At 68.2% G+C, this 16,606-nt stretch carries 15 protein-coding genes; 7 read left to right on the top strand and 8 right to left on the bottom strand.

Annotation, left to right across the window (positions count from 1 at the left end; translation table 11 throughout):
* Positions 1-39: 39 nt before the first annotated feature.
* Entirely contained in the window at positions 40-2,346 is a 2,307-nt protein-coding gene (locus ASG11_RS03615; RefSeq protein ID WP_055775310.1) for an FdhF/YdeP family oxidoreductase, read from the bottom strand.
* A 116-nt stretch (positions 2,347-2,462) separates the two neighbouring features.
* Here ASG11_RS03615 and fdhD point away from each other — a divergent pair, with 116 nt between their 5' ends.
* Together fdhD and mobA are read left to right on the top strand one after the other, a co-directional pair.
* The gene (gene fdhD / locus ASG11_RS03610; protein WP_055775307.1) at positions 2,463-3,245 is read left to right on the top strand and encodes a formate dehydrogenase accessory sulfurtransferase FdhD; all 783 of its coding nucleotides are present in this window, start codon (positions 2,463-2,465) and stop codon (positions 3,243-3,245) included.
* Positions 3,242-3,799 (top strand): molybdenum cofactor guanylyltransferase, encoded by a 558-nt coding sequence (gene mobA, locus ASG11_RS03605; RefSeq protein WP_055775304.1) that lies wholly within the window; start codon positions 3,242-3,244, stop codon positions 3,797-3,799. Before fdhD ends, mobA begins: the two co-directional genes overlap by 4 nt.
* Here mobA and ASG11_RS03600 read toward each other — a convergent pair.
* Positions 3,777-4,586: a transglutaminase-like domain-containing protein gene (locus tag ASG11_RS03600; protein ID WP_055775301.1), complete on the bottom strand. Its 810-nt coding sequence runs from the start codon at positions 4,584-4,586 to the stop codon at positions 3,777-3,779. The genes mobA and ASG11_RS03600 overlap by 23 nt on opposite strands.
* The gene (locus ASG11_RS03595; RefSeq protein WP_055775298.1) at positions 4,586-5,503 is read right to left on the bottom strand and encodes a transglutaminase family protein; all 918 of its coding nucleotides are present in this window, start codon (positions 5,501-5,503) and stop codon (positions 4,586-4,588) included. The genes ASG11_RS03600 and ASG11_RS03595 overlap by 1 nt, the downstream gene beginning before the upstream one ends.
* A gap of 317 nt (positions 5,504-5,820) precedes the next feature.
* Here ASG11_RS03595 and ASG11_RS03590 point away from each other — a divergent pair, with 317 nt between their 5' ends.
* Genes ASG11_RS03590 through ASG11_RS03570 form a run of 5 tightly spaced genes read left to right on the top strand, consistent with a single transcriptional unit; the run spans position 5,821 to position 10,811 of the window.
* Positions 5,821-6,276 carry a MarR family winged helix-turn-helix transcriptional regulator gene (locus ASG11_RS03590; protein WP_055775295.1) on the top strand — a complete coding sequence of 152 codons (456 nt, stop codon included), beginning with the start codon at positions 5,821-5,823 and terminating at the stop codon, positions 6,274-6,276.
* Positions 6,273-8,327 carry an FUSC family protein gene (locus ASG11_RS03585; protein ID WP_055775293.1) on the top strand — a complete coding sequence of 685 codons (2,055 nt, stop codon included), beginning with the start codon at positions 6,273-6,275 and terminating at the stop codon, positions 8,325-8,327. Before ASG11_RS03590 ends, ASG11_RS03585 begins: the two co-directional genes overlap by 4 nt.
* Complete coding sequence (locus ASG11_RS03580) at positions 8,324-8,539, top strand: DUF1656 domain-containing protein (RefSeq protein WP_055775290.1); 216 nt, start codon at positions 8,324-8,326, stop codon at positions 8,537-8,539. The genes ASG11_RS03585 and ASG11_RS03580 overlap by 4 nt, the downstream gene beginning before the upstream one ends.
* Positions 8,536-9,411, top strand: coding sequence for an efflux RND transporter periplasmic adaptor subunit (locus ASG11_RS03575; RefSeq protein ID WP_055775287.1), 876 nt, complete (start codon positions 8,536-8,538; stop codon positions 9,409-9,411). Before ASG11_RS03580 ends, ASG11_RS03575 begins: the two co-directional genes overlap by 4 nt.
* Positions 9,408-10,811 carry a TolC family protein gene (locus ASG11_RS03570; protein ID WP_055775284.1) on the top strand — a complete coding sequence of 468 codons (1,404 nt, stop codon included), beginning with the start codon at positions 9,408-9,410 and terminating at the stop codon, positions 10,809-10,811. Before ASG11_RS03575 ends, ASG11_RS03570 begins: the two co-directional genes overlap by 4 nt.
* A 6-nt stretch (positions 10,812-10,817) precedes the next feature.
* Here ASG11_RS03570 and ASG11_RS03565 read toward each other — a convergent pair whose 3' ends face one another.
* The 5 genes from ASG11_RS03565 to kdpF all read right to left on the bottom strand — a co-directional run bounded on the left by ASG11_RS03565 (position 10,818) and on the right by kdpF (position 16,226).
* Entirely contained in the window at positions 10,818-11,507 is a 690-nt protein-coding gene (locus ASG11_RS03565) for a response regulator (protein WP_055775282.1), read from the bottom strand.
* Positions 11,508-11,518: 11 nt separating this feature from the next.
* Positions 11,519-12,106 (bottom strand): potassium-transporting ATPase subunit KdpC, encoded by a 588-nt coding sequence (gene kdpC / locus ASG11_RS03560; protein ID WP_055775278.1) that lies wholly within the window; start codon positions 12,104-12,106, stop codon positions 11,519-11,521.
* Between the two features lie 146 nt (positions 12,107-12,252).
* Entirely contained in the window at positions 12,253-14,283 is a 2,031-nt protein-coding gene (kdpB, locus tag ASG11_RS03555; RefSeq protein WP_055775275.1) for a potassium-transporting ATPase subunit KdpB, read from the bottom strand.
* A 136-nt stretch (positions 14,284-14,419) separates the two neighbouring features.
* Positions 14,420-16,123 (bottom strand): potassium-transporting ATPase subunit KdpA, encoded by a 1,704-nt coding sequence (kdpA, locus tag ASG11_RS03550; protein WP_055775272.1) that lies wholly within the window; start codon positions 16,121-16,123, stop codon positions 14,420-14,422.
* A 13-nt stretch (positions 16,124-16,136) separates the two neighbouring features.
* On the bottom strand, positions 16,137-16,226 hold the full coding sequence (gene kdpF / locus ASG11_RS03545; RefSeq protein WP_055775269.1) for a K(+)-transporting ATPase subunit F: 90 nt from the start codon (positions 16,224-16,226) through the stop codon (positions 16,137-16,139).
* Between the last annotated feature and the right edge of the window lie 380 nt (positions 16,227-16,606).

The following is a 16,606-nucleotide window of genomic DNA, read 5'->3' as shown; positions in this document are numbered from 1 at the left end:
GCCCCGTCATCCCCGCGACGGCGAGGATGACGGGTGGGCTCAACGACCGACGGATGATCTCGCGACGATCCGCACCGGCACCGATTTCGCCGCCGGGACATGGCTCTCTTCGGCATGATGCTCCACCGGCATCAACACGTTGCACTCGGGGTAATAGGCCCCCAGACAGCCGCGCGGAATGTCGTAGGGTGTGACGATCAGCCCCTCGCGGCGTCGCACGATGCCGTCGTCGGCATCGCTTTCCAGCGCGACGATCTGGTTCTCCTTCAGGCCCGCGGCGGCCATGTCCGCCGCATGCATGAACAGCACGTCGCGCGTGCCCTTCACGCCGCGAAAGCGATCGTGATAGCCGTAGATCGTCGTGTTGAACTGGTCGTTCGAGCGCAACGTCATCAACCGAAAACGCCCCTCGGCTTCGGCGAATCCGGTCGCCGACAGGCCGGTCGGGGTCAGGAATTCCGCCTTGCCGCTTTCCGTCAACCAGATGCGCTCGCTCGCCTTGTTGCCCTTCCAATGGCCGCCGGGTTCGAACAGCGTATTGTTAAAATCCGGGAAGACCTGCGGATAGGTCTCCTCGATCGCGTCGCGGATCGTGGCATAGTCGGCGACCCACGCGTCCCAATCGACCTTCGGATTGTGCGGCAGGATGCGCTTGGCGATCGCCGCGACGATGGCGGGTTCGGACAGCAGATGTTCGCTCGCCGGGGTCGCCTTGCCGCGCGAGGCGTGGATGCAGCTGCTCGAATCCTCGACCGTCACGATCTGCGGGCCGCTCGCCTGCACATCGGTCTCGATCCGCCCGAGGCACGGCAGCAGGTATGTCACCCGGCCCGGAAACAGATGATTGCGATTCAGCTTGGTCGCGATCTGCACCGACAGATCTAGGTTCGGCCACGCCGCCTCCATCGGCCCGGTCTCCGGCACCGCACGCAGGAAATTTCCGCCGAGCGCGATGAACGCCCTGACCGATCCGTCGATCACGCCGCGACAGGCCTCGACCGTGTCCAGCCCCTTATCGCGTGGCGCGGTGAAGCCGTATTGCGCCTCCAGCCGCTCGACCGGGACCAGTTCGGTCTTCTCGGTGATGCCGACGGTGCGCTGGCCCTGAACGTTGGAATGGCCGCGCACCGGCGTCGGCCCCGCGCCGGGCTTGCCGATATTGCCGCGCAGCAGCAGCAGGTTGACGACCATGCGGACGTTCTCGACGCCTTTGACATGCTGCGTCAGGCCCATGCCGTAGATCGCCAGCACCGCCTTGGCCTTGGCATAGAGCCGGGCCGTCTCTTCCAGTTCGGCCTTGGGCAGGCCGCTCTCACGTTCGATATCGTCCCACGCCGTCTCGCGCACCTTGGCCACGAACGGCTCGAAGCCGTTGGTATGCGCTTCGATGAACGCGGTATCGAGCACGGCCGGCTCGCCGCCGGCGATCGCTGCGTCGTGCCATTCGACCAGGAATTTCGCGATGCCCATCATCGCCGCGATGTCCCCGCCGGCCTTCACCTGATGATATTGCGTGGAGATGTTGGTCTCCTTGAGCGTCGCCATCTCGAACGGGTTCTGCGGATCGGTGAAGCGTTCCAGCCCGCGTTCCTTGAGCGGATTGAACGTCGCGATTTCCACGCCGCGTTTCCGCGCGCTGCGCAGATCGTGCAGCATGCGCGGCGCGTTCGATCCGACATTCTGGCCGAAGAACAGGATCATGTCGCAATGCTCGAAATCCTCGAGCCGGGTCGTGCCGACCGGCACGCCGATCGCCGCCTTGAGGCCGACCGAGGTGGATTCGTGGCACATGTTCGAACTGTCGGGCAGGTTCTGGTTGCCGTACATCCGTGCCATCAGGCCGTACATGTACGACGCCTCCAGGCTGGTGCGGCCGGAGGAATAGAAGACCACCGATTTCGGCACCATCGGCCGCACCGTCGCGCCGATCTCGTCGAACGCCTCCTCCCACGAACAGGCGACATATTTGTCGGTCGCCGCATCGTAGCGCAGCGGATGCGTCAGGCGGCCATTCTGCTCGAGATCGTAATCCTTCCAGGTGCGCAACTCGGTCAGCGTATGCTGCGCGAAGAATTCGGGGGTGGTGCGATACGTGGTCAGCTCCCACGCGGTCGCCTTCGCACCCTCTTCGCAGAATTCCACCGGATGGGCATGCTTCGGCTTGGGCCACGCGCAGCTGACGCACTGGAAGCCGTCGGGCTTGTTCTGGCGCACCATCTCGCGCATCGTTTCCGGCGGCACGCGTTCGCGCGGAAAGATTTCCGCCAGGGATCGCACCGATCCCCAGCCACCGGCCGGGCCCTTGAACGGCGTGATGTCGGGCGCGTCGGACTTCTGCTTGGTCATCGAAGGGTTCCTGCCGAAAAGGGTCGGTCGCAATAACGCACCGTAGCGCAGAACGGCTGCGCAAACAGGCGAAATCAAACAGTTGGCGAGACCCGGAATTGCGTTAGGACGAGGCGATGAGCGAGGGATCCGTGCCACACCTGTTCGATCGCCTCCGCGCGGACGGCGGAGGCGAGGCCGTCACGCGCGCGGTCGCGGTCGAACGGCCGATCGCGATCGAGTTCAACGGGATCGGCTATGCCGTGATGATGGCGACGCCGGCGGACCGCGAGGACTTCGCGATCGGCTTCGCACTGAGCGAACGGTTGATCCCGGGGGCCGCGTCGGTGCTGGAGATCGACGTTCATCCCCGCCCCGAAGGCGATATTCTGCGCGTGACGCTGGCGCGGGAATGTGCGGACGGGGTGCTCGATCGCGTGCGCCACCGGGTGTCTGAATCGTCGTGCGGCCTGTGCGGGATCGAGAATCTCGAACAGGCGCTGCGCCCGCTGCCCGCCGTGACCGCGCGGAGCCGGGCGGACGGTCCGGCGCTGTTCCGCGCGCTGGGCGATCTGCGTGCGCGCCAGCCGCTCAATCGCGAGACCGGCGCGGTCCATGCCGCCGCGCTCTGTTCGGCGGCCGGAGAGGTGCTGCTGGTGCGCGAGGATGTCGGGCGGCACAATGCGTTCGACAAACTGATCGGCGCCATGGCGCGCGCGGGGATCGGCTGGGACGGCGGGTTCGCCCTGCTGTCGTCGCGTTGCTCCTACGAACTGGTCGAGAAAGCCGCGCTGGCCGACTGCCCATTGCTGGTGACGATCTCCGCGGCGACCGATCTGGCGATCGCGCGCGCCGCATCCTGCGGACTGCGCCTCGTGATGCTCGCGCGGAGCGATGCAATGCTCGCAATTCCGTCATGAGGGTGCTCGGCGCAGTCCTGGCCGGCGGACGGGCGACTCGCTTCGGCAGCGACAAGGCGCTGGCCCTGCTGGAAGGGCGGCCGCTGATCGCGCATGCCGCGAATGTCGTGCACGCCACGGTCTCGAAGACCGTCGCGTGCGGACGTGACGTCGCGCCGGAGGGGATGGAGACGATCCCGGATTGGCCGAACCCCGATCTCGGGCCCCTCGGCGGCGTGTGCGGCGCGCTGCGTCATGCCGCCGCGCACGGTTTCGACGCGGTCCTTACGATCGGCTGCGACACGCCGGTGCTGCCCACCGGTTTGCTCGATCGTCTCACGAGCGGCGGCGCGCGCTTCGTACGACAGACGCCGATCATCGGATATTGGCCGACGAGCCTTGCGGAAGATCTCGCCCGGCACCTGTCGCGGGACGGCGATCGATCGGTCCGTCGTTGGGCCGCCAGCATTGGAGCCATCGCCGTCGATGCCGGCGAGGAGATCGCGAATTTCAACTTCGCCGACGATCTGGACCGGTTCGCGCGGCGAAGCGTCAGCCCGTCACCTCGTCGGTGACGACATTGAAGCCGACCAGTTGCGCCGGCCCGAACGTCGTCGTCAGCGCGGTATCGGTCGCGTCGCGCCCGCGCGCCATCAGGATCCGGCCGATGCGCGGCATGTTGTGGCGCGCGTCGAACGTATGCCATTCCCCGCTCAGATACACGTCGAACCACGCCGAGAAATCGCCCGCGGCATAAGGCGGCGGCATGCCGATATCGCCGAGATAGCCGGTGCAATAGCGTGCCGGGATGTTCATGCAGCGGCACAGGGCGACCGCCAGATGCGCGTAGTCGCGGCACACGCCCTGGCGCTCCTGATACGAATCCCATGCCGTCTTGGTCGGCCGCGCGAAATGATAGCCGAACTCGATATGCTGGTGCGTGAATTCGACGATCGCCTGCACGCGCGCCCAGCCCGGCGCGATATGCCCGAACAGCGACCAGGCGGTATCGGACAGCCGGTCCGTCTCGCAATAGCGGCTGCCGAGCAGGTACACGAGCACCTCGTCCGGCAGATCCTCGACCGCGTGCTGCTGGGCATCGGGCGACAGGCGATCGGGCAGGCCGTCATCCTCGACCGTGAAGTCGCACGACAGCGTCAGCCCGCCCGCCGGCACCGTCACGCGCGTGCATACGTTCCCGAACGCATCCAGATAGTCGTACATCGGCACGTCGGGCGACGCGACGATGCGGTGCGTGGTGACGAGATCCTTGTGCCGCGATGGGTGCACGCTCAGCATCGCCATCAGCGGCGTCGCAACGTCGGTCTCGTATCGGATCTCGTAGCCGGCGCGGATCAGCATCACTTGGACTTTCTCAGGAGGGGGGCATCGCCCGGTGCTTCGGTGCCGCGATCGACCGAGATGTCGACCGAGACGGTCATGTCGAGGAAACTGCCGGGAAACCCGCTCCACGTGCCGGAGATCGGAACGGCCTGGTAGATATCGCGCGCCACCGCCACGCGGATCAGCCCGCGACTGCCGACGATGCCGTTGGTCGGATCGAACTCGACCCAGCCCGAGCCGGGGAGGTACACGCGCACCCAGGCGTGCGTGTTGCCGCCGCCCAGATGCCGGTCATGCTGCGACGGGCTGTAGAGATAGCCGGAGACGAAGCGCGCCGCGAAGCCCAGCGCGCGCACCGCCTCGATCATCAGCATCGCATAATCGCGGCACGTCCCCTTGCGCTTGGCCAGCGTCTCGATCGGCGTCTGCGTGCCCTTTTCGGGCCGGCCGACATAGGTGAAGTCGCGCTTGATCGCCGCCGTCATGTCGCTGAGCATGCCGAGCGTATCGGTCTCCGCGCCGCTCTTCACGAAGCGCCGCGCCCAGCTGTCGATCTGGCGCTGCGGGTCGACATGCTGCCGCTCGATCGAGCGCAACAGGTCCGGCATCTCCTCCGACGAATAGGTGAAGGGATAGAGCCGCGCATAATCCTCGATATCGACATGCTGCAATTCGGTCGGCCGATGATCGACGCGCACCTCGCTGTTGAACACCAAGCGCTTGGACGGCGTGTCGAACGTCGCGATCGCCACCGCATTGCCGAACACGTCCTGCAACCAGCGGATTTCGACCGGATCGGGATCGATCGTCAGCGTCGCCGAGATCAGATGCTGGTCGAAACTCTCGCGCGGCCGCACCATCACGCGATGCTCGCCGAAGCGCACCGGCTGTCGGTAGGTATAGGTCGTGACGTGGGAAATGGTCAGCAATGGCATGGCACACTCGTCTCACGACCAGCCAGACATCCAAAGCGCTGATTTCGGAAGCATGCTGCGCCACCGGGTCGGGGGCTCAAACGGCAGTGGCTATCGTTCGTTCCCTGATCTTCGCATGCCCTTGCGCCACACAGATCCGTCATCCTGAACTTGTTTCAGGATCCAGGCGCGGTCGGACGCCCCACGGACATTTTCCGATTCGCGGATGACCGCGCCCGGATGGTGCTGCTTTCGGATACTCCGAACACCTCCACAAAAAATCACTTCAACCCGCGCCACCCTTGCAACCCGACGTCGCGATATTAGTTAGCACCCTAATGACATCGCAACGATTCACGCTCGAGGCGAGTTACGCCCGAACGCTCCTGCCGCTCGCGCGGATGTGGCGCGCGACGGCCGACCGCGCGCTCGACGGGATCGGCGTGTCGGCCGCGACCGGCTGGGCGCTGGTGCAGGTCGGGCGGCTCGGCAACGACGTGCGGCAGACCGATCTGGCGCGCGAACTCGACGTCACCGGTGCATCGCTCGTGCGGCTGCTCGACCAGATGGCGGCGGCCGAGCTGATCGAACGGCACCGCGACCCGGTTGATGCCCGCGTCAGCCGCGTGCGGCTCACGACGCGCGGGCAGGCGCTCGTCTCCACGATCGAGGCGGCGTTCGCCTCGCTGCGCCACGATATGCTGGAGGGCGAAAGCGACGCCGATCTCGCCACCGCGCTCGCGGTCGCCGAACGGCTCGAGGTGCGCTTCCAGCAGCGGCGGCGCGGCGCATGATCCTCGAACGGTTCGGCACGCGCGAGGCGCTGTTTTCGGTCAAATGCCTGATCGCGGCGACGCTGGCCTATTATATCGCGCTGCGCATCGGGCTCACCCGGCCCTATTGGGCGGTGACGACGTCCTACATCGTCGCGCAGCCGCTCGCCGGGGCGGTGCTGTCCAAGGCGGTGTTCCGCGTCGCCGGCACCGTTCTGGGCGCCATGGCGGCGGTCGTTCTTGTGCCGTGGCTGGTCAATGCCCCGGAACTGCTGTCGCTGGCGCTCGCTTTGTGGCTCGGCCTGTGCCTGTACATCTCGCTGCTCGACCGGACGCCGCGCGCTTATGTCTTCCTGCTCGCCGGCTACACCGCGAGCATCATCGGCTTCCCCTCCGTGCTCGCCCCCGATGCGATCTTCACCACCGCGATCCTGCGCGTGCAGGAGATCACGATCGGCATCCTGTGCGGCAGCCTGATCCACGGCCTCGTCTTCCCGCAGACCGTGACCGCGACCCTGCTCGCCCGGATCGACGCGATCATCGCCGATGCCGAACGCTGGTCGCGCGATTCGCTGGCCGGTAAAGGCGCGGGCACGCCGGCAACGCTCGACGCCGATCGCCGCCGCCTCGCGCTCGACATCAACGAGCTGCACCAATTGTCGATCCACCTGCCGTTCGATACCGCCCGGCTGCTGCCGCGCGTGCGCACCTTGCGCGCGCTGCAGGCCGAACTCTCGATGCTGCTGCCCCTGGCCAGCGCGGTCGATGACCGGATCACGGAATTGCTCCGCCGTGCCGATGCGCCCCGGCCCGAGGCGCTGGCGCTGATCGAGGATGTGCGCGAATGGCTGCGCGATCCGCCGCCGCTGGCGGACCGGTCGGCGAGTGCCGATGCGCTGATCGCCCGCGCCCGCGCGCTCGAACCGCCGGTCACGGACACGCTCGTCTGGCGCGACGCGCTGCGCCTCAGCGTGCTGGCGCGCCTCGCCGACCTGATCGACGCGCACCGCAACGCCCGCGACCTGCGCGACCAGATCCGCTCGCCGAGCCGCGCGCCGGTCACGCCCAGCGTCGCCGGCCTGCTCGCGCGCAGCGCCCGCCGCCCGCTGCACCGCGATCGCGGCATTGCGCTCCGCGCGGCGGCCGGCACGGTCGCGACGATCCTGCTCGGCTCCGCCTTCTGGATCGCCACCGGCTGGACCGACGGCGCGGGCGCGGTGCTGATCGCCGGCGTATGCTGCGCGCTGTTCGGCAATTCGGACGACCCCGCGCCGTCGATCATGGCGTTCTTCTACGGCACGATCCTCGGACTGATCGTGGCCGCGATCTATGCCTTCGCGATCCTGCCGCGAGTCACCGATTTCGTCACGTTGATCGCCGTGCTCTCGCCCGCGATGCTGCTTGGCGGCATGTTCCTCGCACGTCCCGCGACGACGCTGGTGACGCTCGGCGCGCTGCTCGGCGGGCTCAACACCGTGGGCCTGAACGATCGCTATGGCGGCAGTTTCGATACGTTCGTCAACGGCGGCGTATCGCAGCTGATCGGCACGCTGTTCGCGGTCGTCACGGTCGGGCTGTTCCAGACGATCGGCACCGACAACAGCGCGCGCCGCCTGATCCGCGCCGGTTGGGCCGAACTCGCGCGCAAGAGCGAGGCGCCCGGCCCGCCGGACGCGCCGGGCTGGGTCAGCCGCATGCTCGACCGGATCGGCCTGCTCGCCCCGCGCCTCGCGCTGCAAGGCCAGAACCCGGGCAAGCCCCTGCTCGACGCGCTGACCGATCTGCGCGTCGGCGTGAATGTCGGCGAATTGCGCCAGTTGCGGATCGACGGCACCGCGCAGGAATCCGCGATCATCGCGCCGGTCCTGCGCGGCGTGGCGACGCATTACCGCACGCTGCGCGCCGATCGTCCCGCCCCGCCCGAACCGGTGCTGCTCGACGGGATCGACGCCGCGCTGACCGGCCTGTCGCGGAGCGAGGATCCGCAGAGCCGGCGGCGCGGCGTGCTCGCGCTCACCTCGCTGCGCCGCAATCTCTTCCCCATGGCCCAGGCATACGAGGCGGCGGCATGACCGGTGAAGTGTCGATCGGCGGCGTCTACCTGCCGACCATCCTGCTGCTCGCCATCCTCGCGGTCGTGCTGACCGGCCTCGCCACGCGCGTGCTGGTGCTGATCGGGGCGTACCGGCTGATCGTCTATCGGCCGCTGGTCGATCTCGCGCTCTTCGTCATCATTCTCGGGCTGTTGTCGCTTGCGACCGGCCAAGTCGGACACGCATCATGAAGCCGCTCTACGCCACCACCCTCCGCTCCCTCGCCACCGTGCTGATCGCCGTGCTCGCGATCTTGGTCGCCGTGTGGCTGTGGCGGCGCTACGAAACCGATCCGTGGACGCGCGACGGCCATGTCCGCGCCGATATCGTGCGCGTCACGCCGGATGTCGGCGGGCTGATCACGCAGGTCGCGGTGCGCGACAATCAGGCGGTGAAGCCTGGCGACGTGCTGTTCGTGGTCGATCGCCCGCGCTTCGCGCTGACGTTGGCGCAGTCCGATGCGGCGATCCAGAGCGCACGCGCCACTCTGCTCCAGGCGCGGCGGGAGGCGCAGCGCGATCTCGCGCTCGGCGATCTGGTCGCCAAGGAAACGCACGAACAGAATGTCGCGCGCGTCGCCACCGCGTCCGCCGCGCTGGCCCAGGCCGAGAGCGCGCGGTCGACCGCCGCGCTGAACCTCGATCGCACCACCGTGCGCGCCTCCGTCCACGGCATCGTCACCAATCTCGATCTGCATCCGGGCGATTTCATCGCGGCGGGCGCGCAGGCGATGGCGCTGGTGGATACCGATTCGATTCGCGTCGAGGGCTATTTCGAGGAGACCAAGCTCGGCCAGATCCATCTCGGCGATGCGGTGACGGTGCACCTGATGGGCGAGCCGCGAGCGTTGACGGGGCATGTCGACAGCATCGCCGCCGGCATCAACGATGCCGAGCGGACCACCACCGGCAATCTGCTGCCCAACGTGAACCCGACCTTCAACTGGGTCCGGCTGGCACAGCGCATTCCGGTCCGCGTGAAGCTGGACCGGGTGCCCGCCGGCGTGTCGCTGATCGTCGGTCGCACCGCGACCGTCACGATCGTGCCGAAGGCGGCGGCATGACGCGGTGCGTATTGGCGATCCTGCTCGCCGCGTCCGCCTCGGCCTGCACGACGGTCGGGCCGAACTATTCCCTGCCCGATCGCGCCGCGGCCAATCTGCCCGCCGCGCAGGGAGCGTTCGACAGCGGCCACGACAAGGCCTTTGCCGACGTGCCCCTTCCCGACCATTGGTGGCGGCTGTACGGCGACGCCCGGCTCGACGGCTTCGTTGCCGAGGCGCTGGCCGCCAATACCGATCTGCGCGCCGCCGATGCCAATCTCGCCCGCGCCGACGCGGTGGTGCGGGAGGTCGCGGCGGGTCGCGCGCTCGGCACCACGCTCAGCGGCGGCGCGACGCTGGCCCGGCCATATGGCACCGGCACCAGCCTGCCCGGCACGGTCGGCTACGATCTCGGCCTCGGCCTCGCTTATCCGCTCGATCTGTCGGGCAAGATCCGGCGCGGGATCGAGGCGGCCCGCGGCGACGCCGAGGCGGTCGCCGCCGCGCGCGACAACGTCCGCGTCACCGTCGCGGCCGAAGTCGCGCGCAGCTATGCCGCAGCCTGCTCGGCCAACGTGACGCTCGCCGCCAACAACCGCGTGCTGGCCACGCAGCGGCGCACCCTGGGCGTCACCCAGCGTCTGCAGCGCGGCGGGCGCGGCACCGCGTTCGACGTGACCCGCGCCAACGCCGCGGTCGACCAGAGCGCGGCGCTGATCCCGGCGATCCTCGCCACCCGCACCGCCGCGCTCTATCGCCTCGCGACGTTGATGGGCCGCCCGCCGGCCAGCTATCCGAAGGACGTCGAGGTCTGCGCCACGCCACCGGTCATGGCGCGCCCGATGCCGATCGGTGACGGTGCGGCGCTGATCCGCCGCCGCCCCGACGTGCGCGCTGCCGAACGATCGCTCGCCGCCGCGACCGCGCGGATCGGAGTCGCCACCGCCGATCTCTATCCGCAGATCAGCCTCGGCGGATCGGTCGGCTTTACCGGACCGGTCTCGGCCTTCGGGTCGGGCGACGCGTTCCATATCGGCCTCGGGCCGCTGATCAGCTGGAGCTTCCCCAACCGTCCGGTCGTCCGCGCCCGCATCGCTCAGGCCGGGGCCAGCGCCGATGCCGCGCTGGCGTCGTTCGATGGCGGCGTGCTGGAGGCGCTGCGCCAGACCGAAACCGCGCTGTCGGCGTATGCCCGCGAACGCGACCGCAATGCCGCGCTCGCCCGGGCTCGCAGCAGCGCCGCGACCGCCGCCGATCAGGCCGGCAAGCTCTACCGGTTCGGCCGCACCGATTTCCTCTCGCTGCTCACCGCGCAGGCCGCGCTCGCCACCGCCGAGGCCAATCTCACCGCCTCGGATGCGTTGCTGGTCGATCGGCAGGTCGATGTGTTCAAGGCGTTGGGCGGCGGCTGGCAGGGCTGAACCGGCCTACCGGTCGACCGCCAGCCGGTATCCCACGCCGAGTTCGTTCTGGATGCGCTGCGGCCGCGACGGGTCCGCCTCCAGTTTTTGGCGCAGGTTGCGGATCACGATGCGCAGATATTCCAGCCGGTCCGCCTGCGCCGGCCCCCAAACGTCTCGCAACAATTGCGCATGCCCGACGATCCGCCCGGGATGCCGCGCCAGTTCGGCGATCACGCCATATTCCTTCGGCGACAGATGCACCTCCGCCCCGGCGCGCGAGACCCGGCGCTGGTCGAGGTCGATCGCGATATCGCCCGCGACGATCACCGCCTGCACGCCCTGATCGGTGATGCGGTGGCGCAACGCGGTGCGGATGCGGGCGAGCAGTTCCTCGGTATCGAACGGCTTGGTCAGATAATCGTCCGCGCCGAGATCGAGCGCCGCGACCTTCTCGTCCGTGTCGGCGCGCGCGGAGACGACGATCACCGTCGCGCCCTTGGCCTTGAACAGCTGGATCAGTTCGATCCCGTCGCGGTCGGGCAGGCCGAGATCGAGCAGCACCAGGTCGGGCTTGTCGATATCGAGCAGCGACAGCCCCTCGCGCGCGCTCGCCGCCTCCCCGACGCGGTATCCCGCACGCTCCGCCGCCACGCGCAGCAGGCGGCGGATGTGCGTGTCGTCCTCGACGATCAGGATCTTGGGGGCGGGCGGCATCGCCGCAACGCTTACGGCTTCGCCGCCACCCGGTCGAGCGCCAGGTTCAGGTCCAGCACGTTGACGCGCGGTTCGCCGAGCAGGCCGAGCAACGGACGCTCCGTCTGCCGCTCGACCAGAGCCGTCAAGGCCGCCGGCGCGATGCCTCGGGCGCGGGCGACGCGCGCGATTTGATAAAAAGCCGCCTCGGGGCTGATATGGGGGTCGAGCCCCGAGGCGGAGGTCGTCACCAGATCGGCGGGGACCGAAATACCCGGTGAAGCCTTGTTCGCCGCGGCGACATCGGCGGTGACTCGGTCGGCGAGCACCTTCGAGGTCGGGGCGAGATTCGAACCGGACGAGGCACTGGCATCATAGCCCGCGCTGCCGGCGGCCGACGGGCGGCCATGGAAATAGCGCGCGCCCGTGAAACCCTGACCGATCAGGCTGGACCCGATCGCCCTGCCGCCCCGCACGATCAGGCTGCCATTGGCCTGCGCCGGGAACACCGCCTGCCCGATGCCGGTCAGCGCGAGCGGATAAGCGAGGCCGAGCAGCAGCGCGAAGGCGAGCGTCAGCGCGAGCGCGGGGCGGAGGGCGGTCTTGAAATCGGTCAGCATGTCTTCTGTTCCTTTGTTTCCTTTCTGCGTCCCCGGCGCAGGCCGGGGTCCAGTCGGGAGACGATCATTGGCGCGCGTTGCACGAAGTCACCTCGGCCATCGCGACTGGACCCCGGCCTGCGCCGGGGAAGCGCTTGGGTGTGGTCTCACGCCAGCCCGATCCCGGTCACCGCGAGATCGATCAGCTTGATCCCGACGAACGGCGCCAGCAGCCCGCCAAGTCCGTAAACCGCGAGATTGCGCGCCAGCAGCGGCCCGGCCGGCATCGGCCGATACGCCACGCCCTTCAGCGCCAGCGGCACCAGCAGCGGGATGATCAGCGCGTTGAAGATGATCGCGCTCAGGATCGCCGATTGCGGCGTCGCCAGGCCCATCACGTTGAGCACGCCCAGCCCGGGATAGAGCACGACGAACATCGCCGGGATGATCGCGAAATACTTCGCCACGTCGTTGGCGACCGAGAAGGTGGTCAGCGCGCCGCGCGTCATCAGCAATTGCTTGCCCAGCCCGACGACCTCGATCAGCTTGGTCGGATCGCTGTCGAGATCGACCATGTTGCCCGCCTCGCGCGCCGCCTGCGTGCCGGTGTTCATCGCCACGCCGACATCCGCCTGCGCCAAGGCCGGCGCATCGTTGGTACCGTCGCCGCACATCGCGACCAGCCGCCCGCCTTCCTGTTCCTTGCGGATCAGCGCCAGCTTGTCTTCCGGCGTCGCCTCGGCGAGGAAATCGTCCACCCCCGCCTCGGCGGCGATCGCGGCGGCGGTCAGCGGGTTGTCGCCGGTGATCATCACCGTGCGGATGCCCATGTCGCGCAATTCCCCGAAGCGTTCGCGGATCCCGGCCTTGACCACGTCCTTCAGCGCGATCGCGCCCAGCAGCTTGCCGTCGCGCGACACCGCCAGCGGCGTCATGCCGCCGCGCGCGATCTGCTCGGTGATCTTGCGCAGTTCGACCGCTGCCGGCGTCTCGCCCAGACCGGGATCGGCGCGCAGGATCGAATCCACCGCACCTTTCCGGATCACGCTGTCGCCCACGCGCACGCCCGACACCCGGGTCTGGGCGGTGAAGGCGATCACCTCGGCACTGGCCGGCAGCGCGTCGAGCCGTTGCTTGTATTGCTCGCGCGCCAGCACGACGATCGACCGGCCTTCGGGCGTCTCGTCGGCGAAGCTCGCCAGCAAGGCCGCCTCGGCCAGGGTCTCGACGCTCACGCCGCTCACCGCGCGGAACTCGCTCGCCTGGCGGTCGCCGATCGTGATCGTTCCGGTCTTGTCGAGCAACAATACGTCGATATCGCCTGCCGCCTCGACCGCCCGGCCCGATTTCGCCAGTACGTTGAAGCGCACCAGCCGGTCCATCCCGGCGATCCCGATCGCCGACAGCAAGGCCGCGATCGTCGTCGGGATCAGCGTGATCAGCAACGCCGCCAGGATCGCCACCGGCACGGTGCCGCCGGCATAATGCGCGAATGCCGGGATCGTGCCGACCGCGATCAGGAAGATGATCGTCAGCCCGACGAGCAGGATCGTCAGGGCGATCTCGTTCGGCGTCTTCTGCCGCTCGGCACCCTCGACCAGGGCGATCATGCGATCGAGGAAACCCTGGCCCGGCTCGGCGGTGACGCGCACCTTGATCTGGTCGGAAAGGACGCGCGTGCCCGCCGTCACGGCCGACCGATCGCCGCCCGCCTCGCGGATCACCGGCGCGCTCTCCCCGGTGATCGCCGCCTCGTTGACCGAGGCGACGCCCTCGATCACCTCGCCGTCCGCCGGGATCAGGTCGCCTGTCTCGACCAGCACCACATCGCCCTTGCCCAGCCGCGCGGCGGACACCAGTTCCCACGCATTGGCCACGCCGATGAGCAGCTTGGCCTTCAGGTCCGCCTTGGTCGCGCGCAGCGACGCGGCCTGCGCCCGCCCCCGCCCCTCGGCCAGAGCCTCGGCGAAGGTGCCGAACAACACGGTCAGCCACAGCCAGACGATCAGCTGGATCTGAAACCCGACCCCCAGCGGCTCGCCGCCGAGGATCAGCAGCACGGTCAGCAACATCGCCACGACGGCGGTGGTGAACATCACCGGATTCTTGATCAAGGCTCGCGGATCGAGCTTCTTGAAGCTGTCGCGACACGCCGGCCCGATCAGGCTCATGGTGAAGATGGATGTCTGTTGGGTCATCGGGCGTGTCCGAAAAGAGTTTCCGTCACCCCGGACTTGTTCCGGGGTCCACCGTGCCAAACCGGCAGCGGCAAGGGGGGCGGAGTGGACCCCGGAACAAGTCCGGGGTCACGACGAGGAATGGGGCAAGTATCGATCACGACAACGTCCCCCCGATCATCGCCAGATGATCCGCGATCGGCCCCAGAGCGAGCGACGGCAGGAACGTCAGGCCGCCGAGGATCAGGATGATCCCGACCAGCAGGCCGACCCACAGGGGTCCGGTCGTCGGGAACGACCCCGAGGACGGCGGCGTGTATTTCTTCGCCGCGAGCGACCCGGCGATCGCCAGCATCGGCACGATCACGAAGAACCGCCCGACCCACATCGCCACGCCCAGCAGCCCGTTGTAGAACGGCGTTCCGGCGGTGAGCCCGGCAAAGGCCGATCCGTTGTTCCCGACCGCGCTGGTCAGCGCATAAAGGATTTCGGAAAAGCCGTGCGGCCCCTTGTTCAGCGGCCCGGCAAGCCCGCCCGGCAGCACCGCCGCCAGCGCCGTCCCGCCCAGGATCATCAGCGGCAGCACCGCGATCGCCAGCACGGCGAACTTCACCTCGCGCCCCTCGATCTTCTTGCCGACATATTCCGGCGTCCGCCCGACCATCAGCCCGGCGACGAACACCGCGAGCAGGGCGAACAGCAGGAAGCCGTAGATCCCGGCACCCACGCCGCCGACGACGACCTCGCCCAATTGCATGTTGATCAGCGGGATCATCCCGCCCAGCGCGGTGAAGCTGTCATGCATCGCGTTGACCGCCCCGCACGAGGCGGCGGTGGTGACGACCGAGAAGAGCGCGGATGCGGCGATGCCGAAGCGCACCTCCTTGCCCTCCATATTGCCGCCCGCGACGCCGATATGATGCAATACGGGGTTCCCGGCGGCTTCCTGCCAATAGGTCACGCCCGCGCCGGCCACGAACAGCAGGGTCATCGCCGCCAGGATCGCCCAGCCCTGCCTGGTGTTGCCGACCGCCTTGCCGAAGCACCATGTCAGGCCGAAGCCGATCGCGAAGATCGACAGCATCTGCACCAGATTTGTAAGGGCGGTCGGGTTCTCGAACGGATGCGCGCTGTTGGCGTTGAAGAAGCCGCCGCCATTGGTGCCGAGCATCTTGATCGCTTCCTGGCTCGCCACCGGCCCCAGCGCGATCGTCTGCTTGATCCCCTCCAGCGTGGTCACGTCGACCGACTGCGCCAGCGTCTGCGGCACCCCGCTGGCGATCAGGTAGACCGCGTACAGCATCGAGATCGGCAGCAGCAGATACAGCGTCACGCGCGTCGTATCGGCCCAGAAATTGCCCACCGTCTTGCTCTCGCGCCGCGCGAAGCCGCGGAACAGCGCGAACGCCAAAGCGATGCCGGTCGCGGCGCTCAGGAAATTGTGGATCGTCAGGCCGAACATCTGGCTGAAGTTCGACAGCGCGACCTCGCCCGAATACCATTGCCAGTTGGTGTTGGTGGTGAAGCTGATCGCGGTATTCCACGCCCCATCGGGTGCGATCCCGGCATATCCGCGCGGGTTCATCGGCAACACGCCCTGCAGGCGCAGCACCGCATAGGTCAGCAGCAGCAGCACGAGGTTGAACACCAGCATGTGCACCGCGTAGCGCCGCCAGCCCTGCTCGGCGTTCGGATCGATCCCGGCGAACTTGTAGAACCCGGTCTCGACCGGCCCCAGCACGCGGTGCAGCGGCGTGGCGCGGCCTTCGTAGAGCGCGAACAGCCACAGCCCGATCGGCTTGGTCAGCACCCACAGGATGATGATGAAGAGGGCGATCAGCCCCCAGCCCTGAAGCGTCATGGCGCGGCTCGATTCAGAATCGCTCGGGCCGCAGAAGCACGGCCACGAGATAGAGGAGCAAGGCGGCGGCGGTGATCGCGGCCAGCATGAGGTTGAGGCTCATGGCGCTCAGGATCCCTTGCCGGTTTCGTCGCACAGACGGGCATAGGCGAGGGTCGACGCGAACAGCCCGGCGAGCGCGCCGAGCCACAGGATATCGGTCATGGAATGCCTCCACGCCCGGCAGGCGCGCCGGGGTCGGCAGTGCATCTAGGGTGGAGCGGCATTAAGATGCGCGGGCGAATGCGCTCGGTTCGCGTAAAGATCGCATAAAGATCGGGGGTGCGGCGTGGCGTTGGCCTGCTGCCCGCGCCATACGGTAAATGTGATTTGCGCCAGCCCCGCCCCCCTTCCGTCACCCCGGACGTGTTCCGGGGTCCACCGTGCCGCACGCTCTCCGGCCGGTGAGTATGCGGCACGGTGGACCCCGGACCACGTCCGGGG

This window comes from Sphingomonas sp. Leaf357 (assembly GCF_001423845.1).
GTDB lineage: Bacteria > Pseudomonadota > Alphaproteobacteria > Sphingomonadales > Sphingomonadaceae > Sphingomonas.
Note: the sequence above shows the minus strand (reverse complement) of the source record. Positions and strands in the feature narration are given on the sequence as shown.